The following is a 16819-nucleotide window of genomic DNA, read 5'->3' as shown; positions in this document are numbered from 1 at the left end:
AGTGCCGGGGCCGTACGCTGATGGCCGCGTGAAGCGCGTGAGCTGCGTTTTTTAGAATTTGATGAAGTGTTCGCGGTAGTGGCGCAGCTCGGCGATGGATTCGCGAATGTCGTCCAGCGCCAGGTGCGTGTTGCCCTTGCTGAAGCTGTCTCGCACTTCGGGGGCCCAGCGCGCTGCCAGTTCCTTGAGGGTGGAGACGTCGAGATTGCGGTAGTGGAAGTAATTTTCCAGCTGACGCATGTGCCGGTACAGGAACCGACGGTCCTGGCAGATGCTGTTCCCGCAGATCGGCGACTTGCCTTTAGGTACCCACTGCTCAAGGAAGGCGATGGTCTGGGCCTCGGCCTGGGCCATGCTCACCTGGCTCTCGCGCACACGCTGGGTCAGGCCGGAGGCGCCGTGGGTGCGGGTGTTCCAGTCGTCCATGCGCGCCAGCACTTCATCACTGTGGTGGATGGCGATGACCGGGCCCTCGGCCAGCGTATTGAGGTCGCTGTCGGTGACAATGGTGGCCATCTCGATGATGACATCGCTGTCCGGATCCAGCCCGGTCATCTCCAGGTCGATCCAGATCAGGTTCTGTGGGTTTTGCATGCAGGCACTCCTCCGATGGAGGTCTATATTAGCGCAGTGCACCCCCACGAACCAAAGTGAAGCGGACAGCGTTCAGGCCCGGCATGCTAGACTGCCAGTCGTTTTCTACGCCCCGCACGGGGCCTTCTACGGAGCGTTCATGGCCAAACGCCAGCTCAACCGTCGCCAGAACTGGCGTATCGAAAAGATTCAGAACGAGCGCGCTGCACGTGCGGCGAAGCGCGAGCAGCATGCCTTGCAGGAACTGGAAGGCGGCGACCTTGGGCCCGAGCAGCTGGGGCTGGTGATCGCGCACTTCGGTGTACAAGTTGAAGTCGAAGCCCAGGATGGCGACACCGCAGGCCAGGTGTTTCGCTGCCACCTGCGCGCCAACCTTCCTGCGTTGGTCACTGGCGACCGCGTGGTCTGGCGTGCCGGCAACCAGGGGATCGGCGTCATCGTTGCGCAGATGCCCCGTGCAACCGAACTGTGCCGGCCCAACAACCATGGCCAGCTCAAGCCAGTGGCGGCCAATGTCGACCTTATCGTCATCGTTTTCGCACCGGCGCCGGAACCGCACCCCAACCTCATCGACCGCTACCTGGTGGCCGCCGAGCATGCCGGCCTGCGGCCCCTGTTGCTGCTGAACAAGGCTGACCTGGTTAATGACGAGAACGGGCCAGGCCTGCAAGCGCTCCTGGACGTCTACCGTGAACTGGGCTACCCGCTGCTGGAAGTGTCGGCGCATCAAGGGGATGGCATGCAGCGCCTGCAGCAGGCACTGGATGGACACATCAGCGTCTTCGTCGGTCAGTCGGGGGTGGGCAAATCGTCGCTGGTCAACAGCCTGCTGCCACAGGCCGGTACCCGGGTCGGTGACCTGTCGGAATGGTCAGGCCAGGGCACCCATACCACCACCACCGCCCGCCTGTACCACTTCCCCAACGGGGGCGACCTGATCGACTCGCCGGGCATCCGTGAGTTCGGCCTGGGGCACGTCAGCCGCACCGATGTGGAAGAGGGCTTTATCGAGTTCCGCGACCTGTTCGGCACCTGCCGCTTCCGCGACTGCAAACATGATCGCGAGCCTGGGTGCGCGCTGCTCAAGGCCCTGGAAGACGGGCGAATCAAGCCACAGCGGATGAACAGCTACCGCTCGATCATCGCCAGCCTGCCGGAAGAAACCTACTGATCAACCCTGCATGCCCAATGCAGGCGGGGTGCCTTGTCCGCCCCGGCAGTGACCGGCAGCCCAACGGGGCTGCCAAGCCCTTACTGTTCCTTGGTCTCATCCATCTTCAACGTGCCGTCCTCGAAGATGTTGAGCTTCTGGCGCAACTCACGTGGTTGCATGGGCGTCTGGCCATCGGCCGCCGAGGGTGCCGGTGCGGTCGTTGAAGGTGGCTGCGCCCCGGTAGGGGCTTCCGCCGGCGGTGGCGCGGCGCCCTGCTCGCCTTCGATATCACGCTGGGCCTTCTTGGTCAGCACGATGATGTCGATCCGACGGTTTACCGGGTTGAACGGGTTCTTGCGATCGAACAGCGACGAAGACGCATACCCCACCACCCGTGCCACCTGGCCATCTGGATACCCCCCTGCCACCAGGGCCCGCCGCGCAGCGTTGGCACGGTTGGCCGACAGCTCCCAGTTGCCGAACTCGCCAGCGCCTGCGTACGGCTTGGCATCGGTATGGCCACTGACGCTGATCTTGTTGGGCACGGTCTTGATGGTATCGGCCATGGCCAGCAGGATGTCCTCGAAATAGGGCTGCAAGCGTGCACTGCCGATGTCGAACATGGGCCGGTTCTCGGCGTCCATGATCTGGATGCGCAGGCCGTCCTGGGTGATCTCGAACAGGATCTGGTCCTTGAACTTCTGCAGCTGCGGGTTCTCCTCCACCTTGTTCTGCAACTCCTGCAGCAGCAGCTCGAGGCGCTCGCGCTCGACCTGCTCGGCCATGGTTTCCACCTGGTCCTTGTTCAGTTCGATGCTGGTGTCTGGGGTCGGCTCCGATTTCACCTCGGGGTTGATGGTCTTTTCCGGCGCCAGCTCGGGCGAGCCGCCCAGGTCGATGACGTAAGGTGTACCACTCTCGGAGAAGCCGATCGGGTCCTTGAAGTACCCGGCGATGGCGATCTTCTGTTCAGGGGTTGCGGTCGACAGCAACCACAGCACCAGAAAGAACGCCATCATGGCCGTGGCGAAGTCGGCAAAGGCGATCTTCCAGGCGCCACCGTGGTGGCCGCCGCCAAAGCGCTTTACGCGCTTGACGATGATGGGCTGATTGTTCTCCATGACTCAGCGACCGCGTACCGCTTGCTCGAGCTCGGAGAAGCTGGGGCGATGCTTGGGGTACAGCACCTTGCGCCCGAACTCCACGGCCAGCGACGGCGGCATGCCCGAGGCCGAGGCGACCAGCGAGGCCTTGATCGACTCGTACAGATTGAGTTCTTCCTTGGCATCGTGCTCAAGGCACTTGGCCAGTGGGCCGAAGAAACCGTAGGCGGCGAGAATACCGAAGAAGGTACCCACCAAGGCGGCGCCCACGTGCATACCGATGGCTGCCTGGTCACCATCGCCCAGCGACGCCATGGTGACGACGATACCCAATACGGCTGCAACGATACCGAAGCCTGGCATGCCGTCTGCGACCCCAGTGACCGCGTGGGAAGGATGCTCCAGCTCCTCCTTCATGCTCAGCAGCTCCATGTCGAACAGACCTTCGAGTTCGTGGGGGGCCATGTTGCCGGTGGACATGATGCGCAGGTAGTCGCAGACGAACGCGGTCATGCGCTCATCGGCCAGTACGGTCGGGTACTTGGCAAAGATCGGGCTGGCCGAGGCGTCTTCGATGTCGGCCTCGATGGCCATCATGCCTTCGCGGCGGCTCTTGTTGAGAATTTCATAGACCAGCCCCAGCACTTCCAGGTAATAGGCATGGGTGAAGCGCGAGCCGAACATCTTCATCGACTTCTTCAGAACGTGCATCGTCATGTAGCCAGGGTTGGCCTGCAGAAACGCACCAAAGGCCGCGCCGCCGATGATCAGCACTTCGAACGGCTGGATCAGCGCCGCAATCTTGCCGTGGGAAAGGACGTAGCCGCCGAGTACGCTCGCGAATACGACGATGATGCCGATAATTTTAGCCATAGATTCAAAGCACTTGCTGTCGTGGTCAGGGAAAGAGGCGGGAGCGTCAAAACTCTTCTTCTCCTTATCGGCAGAACTGCGCCAGACTATAGCCACTAAAAGCGAAAAGCCAGTTCGGACTGATGTCAAAATGCCAATTGAAACCGAGGTATCCGGCCAGGCCCCACGTACGTTAGAAGCCTGGGTGAAGCTGCTGGAGAGTGTGCGCATTCCTGTGCCCAAGCACAGCTACGACCGGGTCATGGCGGCCATCAACGATAACCGGCGTTCATTGCGCGACATCGCCGAGCTGATGCAGGACAGCCCGGCCCTGGTGCTGTCGGTGATGCGCGAAGCCAACCACCCGACCAACGCCAGCCAGGCCGAGCCGGCCGAAAGCCTGGAGATTGCGCTCAATCGCCTGGGCCTTGAGCGCAGCGCACTGCTGCTCAAGCGCCTGCCAGCGCTGCCGATGGAAGACATCCCGCCGGTGCTGCGCCAGTTCCAGATGATCAGCCAGCATGCCTCGCAGCAGGCCAGTGGCCTGTTCGCCAGCCGACTGGCGCGGCTGTGGCAGGAAATCCACTGGGGTAGCCTGCTGTTTCTGTCCCCATTATGGCCGCTGGCATTGGCCCACCCGAAGCTGCTCGACACCTGGGAGCTGCGGGTCATCCATAAAGGAGAAGACGCCGCCATTGTCGAGCAGGAGCTGTTCGGTGTTCGCATCATGGCGCTGTGCCAGGCCGTTGCCCAGCAGTGGCGCCTGCCGCAATGGGTGACCCAGGGTTACCGTCTGCTGCTCGAAGAGCGCGAGCAGCTTGCCCAGGTGTTGAACATCGCCCGGGACGAAGACCTGCTCAACCAACAACATCGGCTCGATGCCGAGCCCGGTCTGCGGCGCTGGTTCAACCAACCGGCCAATACCGTGCTGTTGGCCAATAACCTGGCGCTGGCAGCCCAGGTGGGCTGGGACAATCCCCATCTGCTGCGCTGGCAACTGCTGACCGCACTCTACCTGCAGACCTCGCTCGAAGACGTACAACAGCAGGTGCACCAACAAGCCGCAGCCAGTGCCAGGCGCCATGCGCGCCTGGCACTGTTCCACCCAGCCGAGGCCTTGATCTGGCCGTGGCATCAACGCCGCCCCCACCCGGACATGCTGGCGCCCCCGCCCCCCACCGCCGATGAACTGGCACGCTGGCGGTCGCTCTGCCAGGACTTGCTGGCCCAGCCCAGCCCTTTCACCAATACCGTGCACCTGGCGGCCCAAGCCCGTGAGGCGGTACTGGCGTGCGGCATGCAACGCCTGCTGCTGCTTGGCCTGGACCGGACCAATGACTGCCTACGCGTGCAACAGGCAGCCGGGCTAGCGAAAGAGGCGACCAGCCTGGTATTGCCGGTGGCGGCGAACAAGCTGCTGCAAAAGCTGATGTCCAAGGCCGGGCAACTGCGCATCACGCCCGAAAACCATACGCAGTTCGCCTCGTTGTTGCCGCCGCCCTTACGTGCCCTGTTCCGAGGCGAGCATGTCCTGCTGCGCTCGCTGGCGGTCAAAGACCAGGTGGTGATGTTGTTGGTGGCCGACCAGGGGTGCCGGCCCCTGGCCGACATCAGCGTGCAGGCTTTTGGCAAAACCTCGCAATGCATCGAACGGGCGCTGTCGGTGTTTGCCAACCGCAAGGGCTGAGCCTTGCGCTACAATCGCCCCTTTGCACACTGGAGACCGTGGATGACCGACTTTTCCGGCCTGCCGCTGGTGATCGAAGCCGCCGACCTGTTGCCACGCCTGGGCTCGCCCGATTTGATCCTGGTCGACCTCAGCAGCGCCAATCGTTACGTCAGCGGGCATATCCCGGGCGCGCATTTCGTCGAGGGCAAGCGGACCCAGCTCGGCCAGCCGCCTGCGCCTGGGCTGCTACCGCCGCAGAGCGACCTGGAAAAGCTGTTCGGCGAACTGGGCCACCGCAGCGATGCGGTCTACGTGGTGTATGACGATGATGGCGGTGGCTGGGCTGGCCGCTTCATCTGGTTGCTCGATGTGATCGGTCACACCCGGTACCACTATCTTAACGGTGGCATCCAGACCTGGCCGGCCGACCGGCTCAGTACCGATGTGCCTGCCAAGGGTACCCGGCCGGTGAGTTTGCAACTGCATCCGGAACCCACCGCCACCCGCGAGTACCTGCAAAGCCGCCTGGGCGCCGATGACCTGGCCATCTGGGATGCTCGCGCCCCACAGGAATTCACCGGCGAAAAAATGCTCGCGGCCAAAGGCGGGCACATACCTGGTGCGGTCAATTTCGAATGGACCGCCGGCATGGATCTCAATGACCATCTGCGCATCCGCCCGGACATCGCCGAAGTGCTGCAGTCCCTTGGCATCACGCCTGACAAGGAAGTGATCACCCACTGCCAGACGCATCGCCGCTCCGGCTTCACTTATCTGGTGGCAAAGGCCCTGGGCTACCCGCGAGTCAAAGCGTACGCTGGCTCCTGGAGCGAGTGGGGCAACCACCCGGACACGCCTGTCGAAGTTTAAGGAACCTGAATGAAATCCCGTCTGTTCATCATCAGCCAGTACCTGCTGCCCCATCACCTGCTGTCGCGCCTGGCCGGCTGCGTTGCCGAGTGCCGCGCCCGCTGGTTCAAGAACGCCTTCACCGCCTGGTTTGCCAAGCGCTACCAGGTTGACATGCGTGAGGCGCTGGTCGAAGACTTGACCGCCTACGAGCACTTCAACGCATTCTTCACCCGCGCCCTGAAACCAGGCGCACGCCCCCTGGACCAGACCCCCGGCGCCATCCTGTGCCCGGCCGACGGTGCAGTGAGTCAGGTTGGCCCGATCGAGCACGGCCGCATCTTCCAGGCCAAGGGCCACAGTTACAGCGCACAGGAACTGCTGGGCGGCGACCCGGCCCTGGCAGCCCCCTTCATGGGCGGCGAGTTTGCCACTGTCTACCTGTCACCCAAGGACTACCACCGCGTGCACATGCCGCTGGCAGGCACGCTGCGCGAGATGGTCTACGTGCCGGGGCGGCTGTTCTCGGTAAACCAGACCACCGCAGAAAACGTGCCCGAACTGTTCGCTCGCAATGAGCGGGTGGTCTGCCTGTTCGACACCGAGCGCGGCCCGATGGCGGTTGTCTTGGTCGGTGCCATGATCGTGGCCTCCATCGAGACCGTCTGGGCAGGGCTGGTCACGCCGCCCAAGCGCGAGCTCAAGACCTTCCGCTACGACGATGCCAGCCGTGCGCCAATTCACCTGGAAAAAGGCGCCGAACTGGGTCGATTCAAGCTGGGTTCGACGGCGATCGTGCTGTTCGGCCCCGAACAGGTCAAATGGGCCGAACACGTGGGCGCCGCCTCGTCGGTGCGCATGGGCCAGCTGTTGGCCACCCCATTGCAGGCGTGATGGCCCGAGACGTGGCCCTAGGGTTCGGGCGCTAACGCCAAAACCCTGGGGTCTGCGCAGGCTGGATCAGCCGCGGGTATCGCGATCGCGCAGGCCCAGCAGGTACAGCACACCATCAAGGCCCAGCGTGGAAATCGCCTGCTTGGCCGACTGACGCACCAGCGGCTTGGCGCGGAAGGCCACGCCCAGCCCCGCCAACGCCAGCATCGGCAGGTCGTTCGCGCCATCGCCAACGGCGATGGTCTGCTCCAGTTGCAGGCCCTCTTCGCTGGCCAGTTGCTGGAGCAGCTCGGCCTTGCGCTGGGCATCGACGATAGGCTCCACCGCCACGCCAGTCACCTTGCCGTCGACCACTTCCAACTCATTGGCAAAGACATAGTCGATGCCCAGGCGCGCCTGTACCTGGCGGGCGAAGTAGGTGAAGCCACCCGACAAAATGGCGGTCTTGTAACCCAGGCGCTTGAGCTCGGCAAAGAGGTTTTCCGCGCCCTCGGTCAAGCGCAGCGATGCGCCGATTTCATCCAGTACGCTGACATCCAGGCCCTTGAGCAGCGCCATACGTTCCTTGAAGCTGGCCCGGAAGTCCAACTCGCCCCGCATGGCCCGCTCGGTGATTGCCGCGACCTGCTCACCCACGCCAGCGGCCTTGGCCAGCTCGTCGATCACTTCGGCTTCGATCAGGGTCGAATCCATGTCGAACACGGCCAGGCGGCGGTTGCGGCGGAACAGGTCGTCCCGCTGGAAGGCAATGTCGATGCTCAGGGCCTCGGACAAGGCAAAGAACTCGGCGCGCAACGCCTGGCCATCGTCAGGCTCGCCGCGAACCGAAATCTCCACCGCGGCCTTGCCCTTGCTGGTGTCCGCGTCCAGCGCCACTCGAGCCGACAGGCGCTCGATGCGCTCGATGGTCAGCCCGTGCTGGCTGATGATGGCGCTGACACGCTGCAACTGGTCGGGCGAGATCTTGCGGCTAAGCAGGGTCACCACGTGCCGTGCTTCACCATGGCCATCGGCCCAGTGCTGGTAGTCCGCTTCGGAAATCGGTGTGTAGCGCGCCTGCAAGTTCAGCTCGTGCGCCTTGGCCTGGACACTTTGCAGCAGCTTGGTCGCCACTTCGTTATCCGGGATATCCACCAGGATGCCGAACGACAGCGTGCCGTGCATCACCGCCAGGCCGATGTCGAGAATGCTCACACCGCCCTGCAGCAGGACGCCAGTGATGGCAGCGGTAAGACCGGGGCGGTCCTCACCGGTGATGTTGATCAGGACGATTTCGCGCACAACCAGGCTCCGACTTCGATGAAAAATGCGCATTCTACCGATTTTCCGTGACCATCGGGCGCTAACGATACTTTGCCGACAAAACCCGTGTCGCTATACTGCCCCCCACTTCATGCCATTAAGAGCCGAGCTCAGTGAACCGGCCCACCTCAGTCAAAACAGACAATTTCTTCCTGATGATCTATCGCGCCCTGAGTCAACGTCGCGTGCCATTGGCATTGCGCATCGCCTGCACCAACATTTTCCTGGTGGCCCTGGCGCTGGTGATCTATGCCTGCGTAATGGGGTTGCAGTTCAAGCAGGCCATGCACGACCAGGCCGATGCCGTGGGCCAGAGCCTGACGACCCAGACGGCCACGTCGGCGACCGAGTTGCTGGTGGCCAACGATATCCTCAGCCTGAACGTGCTGCTGGGCAACCTGGTGAAGAACCCGCTGGTGGCGCATGCCGCCATCTACAGTGTCGACAACCGCATCCTCGCCGAGGCAGGCCAGCGTCCGCGCAACAGCCTGCTGGGCGAGGCCGAGGGCGTCTATCAGACCAAGATCACCTTCCAGGACGTGGCCGCCGGGCAACTGCGCATGAGCCTGGACATGAGCCAGTTCCAGCAGCCCATGCTGATCAGCATGCAGAGCATGGCTATCCTGGCGGCCATTCTGCTGGTGCTCGCCCTGACCTTGAGCCTGCGCCAGGGCCGATTCATCACCTTGCCGCTGCTGCAGCTGCGGGTCTGGTTGCGCGACCCGCAGTATTACACGCCCGCCACCGACCGCCAGGACGAGATCGGCGACATCGCCCGGCAACTGCACGCCCGACTGGCTCCACCGCCTCCGCCAGAGCCGGAACCGGAACCGGAGGACGACGAGCACTTCGATGAAGCGCCCGCCCCCGTTTCCAAGCCTGCCCAGCGCACTACCGTGACCAGCGCGGACGATGACGACGAGGCATTCGCCGGCCTGCTGGACGACACACCGGCGCATGCGATCGAAGTGGAGTCCGATGAGCCCCAGTTCAGCGCAGTGCTTGCCGTGCAACTGGGTTCCCAGGAGCAGCTGCGGCGTTTGCCGCGCACCCGCCTGACCGAGCTTACCGAGCGCTATCAGGAGTGCCTGGAGCATGCGGCCTCGCTGTACGAGGGCGAAACCCACACCCTCAACGATGGCAGTACGTTGGTCCTGTTCCACAGCCGCCAGTGCGGCGAGGACTACCTTACCAATGCCATCTGTTGCGGTGAGTTGCTACGTGCCTTGGGCCATGCCTTGCAGATCGACGTCGCTGACAGCGGCATCACCTTGCAACTGCAACTGGGCCTTGCCATGAGCAATGACCTCGATGGCCTGGAACTGGTCGACCTGCTGATGGCTGAGAAGGTGCAGGATGCGCTGGCACTGTCTCAACACAGCCGCAACCTGCTGCTGGTCGAGCGCAAGGTCAACGACGACGGTTTGATCCGCCAGCGTGCTCGCATCCGCCCCATTGCAAGCCCGGAAGGCGCCTGCTGTGTGGAGCGCTTGATGGAGCCATACCCCTCGATGCTGGAGCGCCAGCTGGCCCGCATGCACGAACGCCGCGCCTGAGCCATTACAGGGTCGCTGCGCGGCGCTGTACAGCGCCCACGAAAAAGCCCGCCTTGATGCGTAATGCTGTTCACTTAAGATCGCTGGGGCCGTTTCACGGCCCATCGCGGCACAAGGCCGCTCCTACACCCTGCGAGTACCCCAACTAGGGCATCACGCGGTCAGTGTAGGAGCGGCCTTGCCGGGGCGCCGGACCGGCCGCGATGGGCTGCGAAGCGGCCCTAAGTGAACACCATTGCGCCTTGATGCGGGCTTCTTCAATGCCTGGTCTTCGATCAGAACCGATACACTTCCATGTCGGTACGAATCGGCGAGGCCATCGGGATTTTGGATTTCTCGGGCTGCTTCTTGACCTGCACAGGCGCTGCAGGCTTCTTGGGTGCGGCTTCGGCGATGGCCGGCTGGTTTGCCAACGGCTTGACCGCAGTGCTTAGTTGCTCGGCCAGCTTCTGCAGCAGTTGCCCTTGCGCCTGGACCTGCGAGGCCTCGCTGCCTGCATGCTTCTGCTCTAAATGTACGATGCGGTTGTCACGCACCTGACCACGGCGGTCGAGCACACGCCATTGTGCATCCAGAACCGCGGGTTGGTTCTTGCCAGAGTCCAGTCGCGTGATCGATAGCAGCACTTGCACGTCCGGGCTGAAACCTGCCGTCGCCGGCGCCAGCACCACGCGCTGGCTGTCCAGACGCCAGGCCAGCTGCCGCACCAGCAACTGGTCGATGTCCGAGGACAGGCTACCTGCCCAGCGCCCGTCGGTCGCAGCACTGAGGCTGCCGTCGGCCTGGCGTTGCAGGAACGTCTCACGTTGCAGATAGTCGGCTACCGAAACCGGGCCGAGTACAACGGCCATGCCCGCATGTTGCGACGGCTGGCCAGGATCACCGCTGTCGAGCTGGTACAAGGCAACCGGTTGGTGCATGGTGCACCCGCCCAGGCCCAATAGACCCGTCATCAACAGCGCAAAGGGAAGGCGCAGAAATTTCATCATCCCATCCAGGCGGCTGCCTTCAGGCACGCCGCAGTGATACGTATGGATTCAAACGGGCACACGGCTACGCCGGCACCGCAGGGGGCATATCATCCGCGAAATAAGAGCCCGACTCCAGCATTTCTGCCCGCAACGGCGGTGAAATCGCCATTGCGGGCCTGTCGGATGCTCAGCCGGGCAATTCGACCTGCAGCCCATCGACCCGCTGGAAGCCACGGGGCAACTTGCTGCCGCGCCTACCACGTTCGCCCTTGTAGTGCTCCAGGTCATCGCCCTTGAGTGACAGGGTCCGCTTGCCGGCTTGCAGCACCAGCGTGGCCCCTTCGGCCACCACGGCAAGGTCGGTGACGTACTCTTCCCGGCTGGCGACCCGGTCACCGGGCACGCCGATGATCTTGTTGCCCTTGCCCTTGCCCAACTGCGGCAGATCACTGACCTTGAACACCAGTAGACGGCCTTCGGTGGTTACCGCTGCCAACCAGTCCTGCTCTCGGTTGGCCACCGGTCGCGGCGTCATCACCTTGGCGCCGTTGGGCAGGCTGAGCAGCCCTTTGCCAGCCTTGTTCTTGGCCTGCAGGTCTTCACCCTTGACCACGAACCCGTAGCCGGCATCGGAGGCCACCACGTAGAGCGCATCGTCTTCGGGCAGCAGCACGCACTCGAAAGTGGCGCCCGGTGGCGGCGTCAGGCGCCCAGTCAGGGGCTCGCCCTGGCCACGGGCTGACGGCAGGCTGTGGGCGGCCACCGAATAACTTCGGCCGGTGGAATCGATGAGCACGGCAAATTGGTTCGAGCGCCCCGCGGCTGCGGCCTTGAACCCATCCCCGGCCTTGTACGATAGGCCAGTGGCATCGATGTCATGCCCCTTGGCACACCTTACCCAGCCTTTCTCCGACAGCACCACCGTGACGGGCTCGGTCGGCATCAGCTCGTTTTCCGAGAGCGCCTTGGCTTCTGCCCGCGCCACGATGGGCGAGCGTCGGTCATCGCCATAGGTCTGAGCATCCTTGATCAATTCGCTGCGCACCAACTTGCGCAACTTCGCCTCGCTGCCCAGCAGTGCCTGCAGCTTGGCCTGCTCCTTGAGCAGCTCGTCCTGCTCGCCACGGATTTTCATCTCTTCCAGCCGGGCGAGCTGGCGCAGACGGGTTTCCAGGATGTAATCGGCCTGGATCTCGGTGAGGTCGAAGCGGGCGATCAGCGCCTGCTTGGGATGTTCCTCGGTACGGATGATATGAATCACTTCGTCCAGATTGAGGAAGGCAGTGAGCAAGCCGTCTAGCAAGTGCAGGCGTTTTTCGACCTTGTCCAGGCGATGCTGCAAGCGCCGCCGGACAGTGCCGGTACGGAACTCCAACCATTCCAGCAGCAGCGCCCGCAGGTTCTTCAGTTGCGGGCGGCCGTCCAGGCCGATGATGTTGACGTTGACCCGGTAGCTGCTTTCAAGGTCGGTGGTGGCGAACAGGTGCTGCATCAGCTCGTCGGCATCCACGCGATTGGAGCGCGGGATGATGACGATGCGGCAGGGGTTTTCGTGATCGGACTCATCGCGCAGGTCAGCGACCATCGGCAGCTTCTTGGCCTGCATCTGTGCGGCGATCTGCTCCAGTACCTTGGCGCCGGACACCTGGTGCGGTAACGCCGTGACGACGATATCGCCATCCTCGACCCGGTACACTGCACGCATGCGAATCGAACCGCGCCCGCTTTCATACATCTTGAGAATGTCGGCCCGAGGCGTGACGATCTCTGCCTCGGTCGGGTAATCGGGCCCCTGGATGTGCTCGCACAACTGCTCGACGGAGGCCTTTGGCTCGTCGAGCAAGCGCACGCAGGCACTGGCCACCTCGCGCAGGTTGTGCGGCGGCACGTCGGTGGCCATGCCCACGGCGATGCCGGTGGTGCCGTTGAGCAGAATGTTGGGCAGGCGCGCGGGCAACACCGCCGGTTCCTGCAAGGTGCCGTCGAAGTTGGGCACCCAATCCACGGTACCTTGGCCGACTTCGTCGAGCAGCACCTCGGCATACCGCGACAGCCGTGCTTCGGTATAACGCATGGCGGCAAACGACTTGGGATCGTCCGGGGCGCCCCAGTTGCCCTGGCCGTCCACCAGTGTGTAGCGGTAGCTGAAGGGCTGCGCCATCAGCACCATGGCCTCGTAGCAGGCCGAGTCCCCGTGGGGGTGGAACTTGCCGAGCACATCGCCCACGGTGCGCGCCGACTTCTTGTGCTTGGCATCGGCGTCCAGGCCCAGCTCGCTCATGGCGTAGACAATGCGCCGCTGCACAGGCTTGAGGCCGTCACCGATATGCGGCAAGGCCCGGTCCATGATCACGTACATGGAGTAGTTGAGGTAGGCCTGTTCGGTGAAGTCAGCCAACGAGCGGCGTTCGACGCCGTCCAGACTGTCTTGTAGTTCGCTCATGCGAGCCTCGTCATTTCAGGTTCTGGCGCAGCAGCATGGTGCCGCCGCGCTGGGTAAATTCAAGTTGTTTCAAGGCGCTCATGCCCAACAGCACGGTGGTGCCATCCAGACCCGGCGCCACGATCGCGCGAATGTCGCGCAGGTGGATGTCGCCCAATTGCAGGCTGTCCAGCCGGGTGCGATAGCCTTGCGTGCGACCGTTGGCGGTGCTGACGGTTACCGGGCTGCCACGCTTGAGCGCAAGGCCGTCGGCCAGGGATTCGGGTATGGCGACATCCGTGGCACCGGTGTCGAGCATGAAATGCACCACCTGGCCATTGATGGCGCCATCGGCGACGAAGTGGCCCTGGCCATTGCCCAGCAGGCGCACCTCGACGAACCCTTGTCCATGGGAGGACTGGACCTGGGCATTGGGGTTGCGCTGGCGGTCTTCCCATTGCCCAAAGAAGCGCGTGGCCAGGAACAGCGCCGCCGCCCAGGCCAGGATCATCAGCACCCTGCCCGCCCGTTTGCCCGGTGCCTGGCTCACGGCTTGGCACTCCAGCCGCCGGCAGGGGCAGCAAAGCGCCAGACGATCGGCCGGCGCTCGCCATCGGCACGCGCGCCTTCATTGTTGTCCAGGCCGATCCACGCCCCCTCGGCGTCGACCACTAGCGCCTCGGCCACACCGAACAGCTGGTCATAGCGGCGTGGCTCGGTCAACGCGTCGGCCGCAAACGACCAGCAGCGCTCGATCTGACCGCTGTCGGCATCGCGGCGACAGATGCGATAGGCATTGCGCTCGAGCGTGAACAGTTTGCCGTCGAACCAGGCCAGGTCGGCAAAGTCCCGCGAAACCGGTCGCGCATCGGGTAGCTGCGGCGGCTGCATCTCTACACCGGCTTCGCTGAACAGGACGCAGCGTCGCCCGCAGGCCCACACCGACTGTTGGCGCTCGATGGCCACCAGCCCACGGCGCTCACGCTCGCCGGCCAGCCACAGGCGATCGCCGGCAGGGTTGACGGCCACGCCTTCGAACAACGCATTGAAGTTCAGCAGCATGCCGCTGGCCCGTGCCTGGCGCACCATGGCCGAATCGATCTTCAGCCAGTGCGGCGCGCCCGAAACAGGCAGTTGCAGCACGGCGGCATGCGCCTCGCTGACCAGGTACAGGTTGCCGGCCTGGTCACAGGTGATGCCCTCGAAATCAAGGTCGCCACCGCGCAGCCACGAAGACAGCCAGGTCCGCATCTTCAGCCCCCACGGCAAGCCACTCTCCGGCACCGGTGGTGGGTCGAACGCCACTGCCTGCGCCTGCCACGCACCGTCCTTGAGTTCAAAACGGTAAAGGCGGTCGTCGTCCCGGTCCGAGACACCCCATAAGCTACCCCGGCATTGCGCAAGGCCCGACAGGTTACCGGCACGCATGCCATCGATGGGGTGCTCGCCGATCAGTTCAAGTTCAGACCAGGTGTCTGCCAGGGTCGGCAAGGCCACCAGCGGCAGACAAGCCGCCAGGAGCCAACGAATCAAACCATGACCTCGGCCAGGTTGCCCTTGGTTTCCAGCCAGGCCTTGCGATCCCCTGCACGCTTCTTGGCCAGCAGCTTGTCCATCAGCTCGCATGTGGTCTGCACGTCGTCCAGGGTGAGCTGGACCAGGCGCCGAGTGTTGGGGTCCATCGTGGTTTCGCGCAACTGGGGCGGGTTCATCTCGCCCAGGCCCTTAAAGCGGGTAACCTGCGGCTTGCCGCGCTTTTTCTCTGCCACCAGGCGGTCGAGAATGCCGTCTCGTTCGGCTTCATCCAGGGCATAGTAGATTTCCTTGCCCAGGTCGATACGGTACAGCGGCGGCATGGCCACATACACATGACCGGCTTCGACCAGTGCCCGGAAATGCTGCACGAACAGCGCGCACAGCAGGGTGGCGATGTGCAGGCCGTCGGAGTCAGCGTCGGCCAGGATGCACACCTTGCCGTAACGAAGCTGCGCCAGGTCGGTCGCGCCTGGATCCACGCCAATGGCAACGGCGATGTTGTGCACTTCCTGGCTGGCGAGCACTTCACCGCCGTCCACTTCCCAGGTGTTGAGGATCTTGCCGCGCAGCGGCAGGATCGCCTGGAACTCTTTGTCACGCGCCTGCTTGGCCGAACCACCGGCCGAGTCGCCCTCGACCAGAAACAGCTCGGCGCGCATCGGATCCTGGCCCGCGCAATCGGCCAGCTTGCCCGGCAGTGCGGGGCCCTGGGTGATGCGCTTGCGCTCGACCTTCTTGCTGGCCTTCAGGCGGCGACCGGCGTTGCTGATGGCCAACTCGGCCAGCTGCATGCCCAGCTCCGGGTGGGCGTTGAGCCACAGGCTGAAGGCATCCTTGACCACGCCTGAGACGAAGGCGGCGGCTTCGCGCGAGGAAAGGCGCTCCTTGGTCTGCCCGGAGAACTGTGGGTCCTGCATCTTCATCGACAGCACGAAGGTGATGCGCTCCCAGACGTCTTCCGGGGCCAGCTTCACGCCACGGGGCAGCAGGTTGCGGAACTCGCAGAACTCACGCATCGCGTCCAGCAGGCCTTGGCGAAGGCCGTTGACATGGGTGCCGCCTTGGGCCGTGGGGATCAGGTTGACGTAGCTTTCCTGAATGCTGTCGCCCCCTTCGGGCAGCCACAGCAGGGCCCAGTCGACCGCTTCCTTGTTGCCGGCCAGGCTGCCGCAGAACGGCTCGTCGGGCAGGCGCTGGAAGTCACTGACCGAATCCACGAGGTAGGAGCGCAGGCCGTCTTCGTAGTGCCACTCCACCTTCTCGCCGCTGGCCTTGTCCTCGAAACTGACCAGCAAGCCTGGGCAGAGCACGGCCTTGGCCTTGAGTACGTGCTTGAGCCGGCTGATGGAAAACCGCGGGGAATCGAAGTACTTGGGGTCGGGGCTGAAATAGACGCTGGTGCCGGTGTTGCGCTTGCCGACCGTGCCGACCACTTCCAGCTCGCTTGACTTGAAGCCATCGGCAAAGGTCATCTGGTATTCGTTGCCGTCACGCTTCACCCGCACGCGCACCTGCGTGGACAAGGCGTTGACCACCGAAATACCGACGCCATGGAGGCCGCCGGAGAACTGGTAGTTCTTGTTGGAGAACTTACCGCCGGCATGCAGCTTGGTGAGGATCAGTTCGACGCCCGATACGCCCTCTTCAGGGTGGATGTCCACTGGCATGCCGCGACCATCGTCGCTGACTTCCAGCGAATGGTCGGCGTGCAGGATGACCTGCACCGAACGGGCGTGGCCGGCGAGGGCTTCGTCGACACTGTTGTCGATGACTTCCTGGGCCAGGTGGTTGGGGCGGCTGGTGTCGGTATACATGCCCGGCCGCTTGCGAACCGGGTCAAGGCCCGAGAGGACTTCGATGGCGTCTGCGTTATAGGCGCTAGCGCTGGGATTGGCCATGGGGTCTCGTCGTCAGTCTG

Annotated in this window: 14 protein-coding genes; 5 read left to right on the top strand and 9 right to left on the bottom strand. The window is 63.7% G+C overall.

Annotated features, from left to right (window positions below; translation table 11 throughout):
• Positions 1–51: 51 nt before the first annotated feature.
• Positions 52–594: an oligoribonuclease gene (gene orn / locus CWR53_RS02125; protein WP_027913960.1), complete on the bottom strand. Its 543-nt coding sequence runs from the start codon at positions 592–594 to the stop codon at positions 52–54.
• A 139-nt stretch (positions 595–733) separates the two neighbouring features.
• On the opposite strand from orn, the gene rsgA reads away from it, so the two are divergent.
• Positions 734–1765 (top strand): small ribosomal subunit biogenesis GTPase RsgA, encoded by a 1032-nt coding sequence (rsgA, locus tag CWR53_RS02120; RefSeq protein WP_023532943.1) that lies wholly within the window; start codon positions 734–736, stop codon positions 1763–1765.
• A gap of 80 nt (positions 1766–1845) precedes the next feature.
• Here rsgA and motB read toward each other — a convergent pair whose 3' ends face one another.
• Together motB and motA are read right to left on the bottom strand one after the other, a co-directional pair.
• Entirely contained in the window at positions 1846–2868 is a 1023-nt protein-coding gene (gene motB, locus CWR53_RS02115; protein WP_100850687.1) for a flagellar motor protein MotB, read from the bottom strand.
• A gap of 3 nt (positions 2869–2871) precedes the next feature.
• The gene (motA, locus tag CWR53_RS02110; RefSeq protein ID WP_058605808.1) at positions 2872–3723 is read right to left on the bottom strand and encodes a flagellar motor stator protein MotA; all 852 of its coding nucleotides are present in this window, start codon (positions 3721–3723) and stop codon (positions 2872–2874) included.
• A 130-nt stretch (positions 3724–3853) separates the two neighbouring features.
• Here motA and CWR53_RS02105 point away from each other — a divergent pair, with 130 nt between their 5' ends.
• The 3 genes from CWR53_RS02105 to asd are packed head-to-tail and all read left to right on the top strand — an operon-like array spanning position 3854 to position 7114.
• Positions 3854–5389, top strand: coding sequence for an HDOD domain-containing protein (locus CWR53_RS02105; protein ID WP_100850686.1), 1536 nt, complete (start codon positions 3854–3856; stop codon positions 5387–5389).
• A 42-nt stretch (positions 5390–5431) separates the two neighbouring features.
• On the top strand, positions 5432–6241 hold the full coding sequence (locus CWR53_RS23095) for a rhodanese-like domain-containing protein (protein WP_058603990.1): 810 nt from the start codon (positions 5432–5434) through the stop codon (positions 6239–6241).
• Between the two features lie 9 nt (positions 6242–6250).
• A complete protein-coding gene (gene asd / locus CWR53_RS23090) occupies positions 6251–7114 on the top strand; it encodes an archaetidylserine decarboxylase (RefSeq protein WP_058603991.1) in 864 nt (287 codons plus the stop codon).
• 66 nt (positions 7115–7180) lie between these two features.
• Here asd and serB read toward each other — a convergent pair whose 3' ends face one another.
• Complete coding sequence (serB, locus tag CWR53_RS02095; RefSeq protein ID WP_058604066.1) at positions 7181–8395, bottom strand: phosphoserine phosphatase SerB; 1215 nt, start codon at positions 8393–8395, stop codon at positions 7181–7183.
• A gap of 134 nt (positions 8396–8529) precedes the next feature.
• Between serB and CWR53_RS02090 the strand changes: the two genes are divergently transcribed.
• The gene (locus CWR53_RS02090; RefSeq protein WP_058603992.1) at positions 8530–9972 is read left to right on the top strand and encodes a hypothetical protein; all 1443 of its coding nucleotides are present in this window, start codon (positions 8530–8532) and stop codon (positions 9970–9972) included.
• A 275-nt stretch (positions 9973–10247) separates the two neighbouring features.
• Here CWR53_RS02090 and CWR53_RS02085 read toward each other — a convergent pair whose 3' ends face one another.
• The 5 genes from CWR53_RS02085 to parE all read right to left on the bottom strand — a co-directional run bounded on the left by CWR53_RS02085 (position 10248) and on the right by parE (position 16799).
• Positions 10248–10958 (bottom strand): membrane integrity-associated transporter subunit PqiC, encoded by a 711-nt coding sequence (locus CWR53_RS02085; protein WP_100850684.1) that lies wholly within the window; start codon positions 10956–10958, stop codon positions 10248–10250.
• 172 nt (positions 10959–11130) lie between these two features.
• The gene (gene parC / locus CWR53_RS02080; RefSeq protein WP_100850683.1) at positions 11131–13386 is read right to left on the bottom strand and encodes a DNA topoisomerase IV subunit A; all 2256 of its coding nucleotides are present in this window, start codon (positions 13384–13386) and stop codon (positions 11131–11133) included.
• Between the two features lie 10 nt (positions 13387–13396).
• Entirely contained in the window at positions 13397–13915 is a 519-nt protein-coding gene (locus CWR53_RS02075) for a TIGR02281 family clan AA aspartic protease (protein WP_100850682.1), read from the bottom strand.
• Positions 13912–14898 carry an esterase-like activity of phytase family protein gene (locus tag CWR53_RS02070; protein WP_100850681.1) on the bottom strand — a complete coding sequence of 329 codons (987 nt, stop codon included), beginning with the start codon at positions 14896–14898 and terminating at the stop codon, positions 13912–13914. The genes CWR53_RS02075 and CWR53_RS02070 overlap by 4 nt, the downstream gene beginning before the upstream one ends.
• Positions 14895–16799, bottom strand: coding sequence for a DNA topoisomerase IV subunit B (gene parE / locus CWR53_RS02065; protein ID WP_058603996.1), 1905 nt, complete (start codon positions 16797–16799; stop codon positions 14895–14897). Before parE ends, CWR53_RS02070 begins: the two co-directional genes overlap by 4 nt.
• Positions 16800–16819: the final 20 nt, after the last annotated feature.

It is taken from the genome of Pseudomonas sp. SGAir0191 (assembly GCF_002812565.2).
GTDB lineage: Bacteria > Pseudomonadota > Gammaproteobacteria > Pseudomonadales > Pseudomonadaceae > Aquipseudomonas > Aquipseudomonas parafulva_B.
Note: the sequence above shows the minus strand (reverse complement) of the source record. Positions and strands in the feature narration are given on the sequence as shown.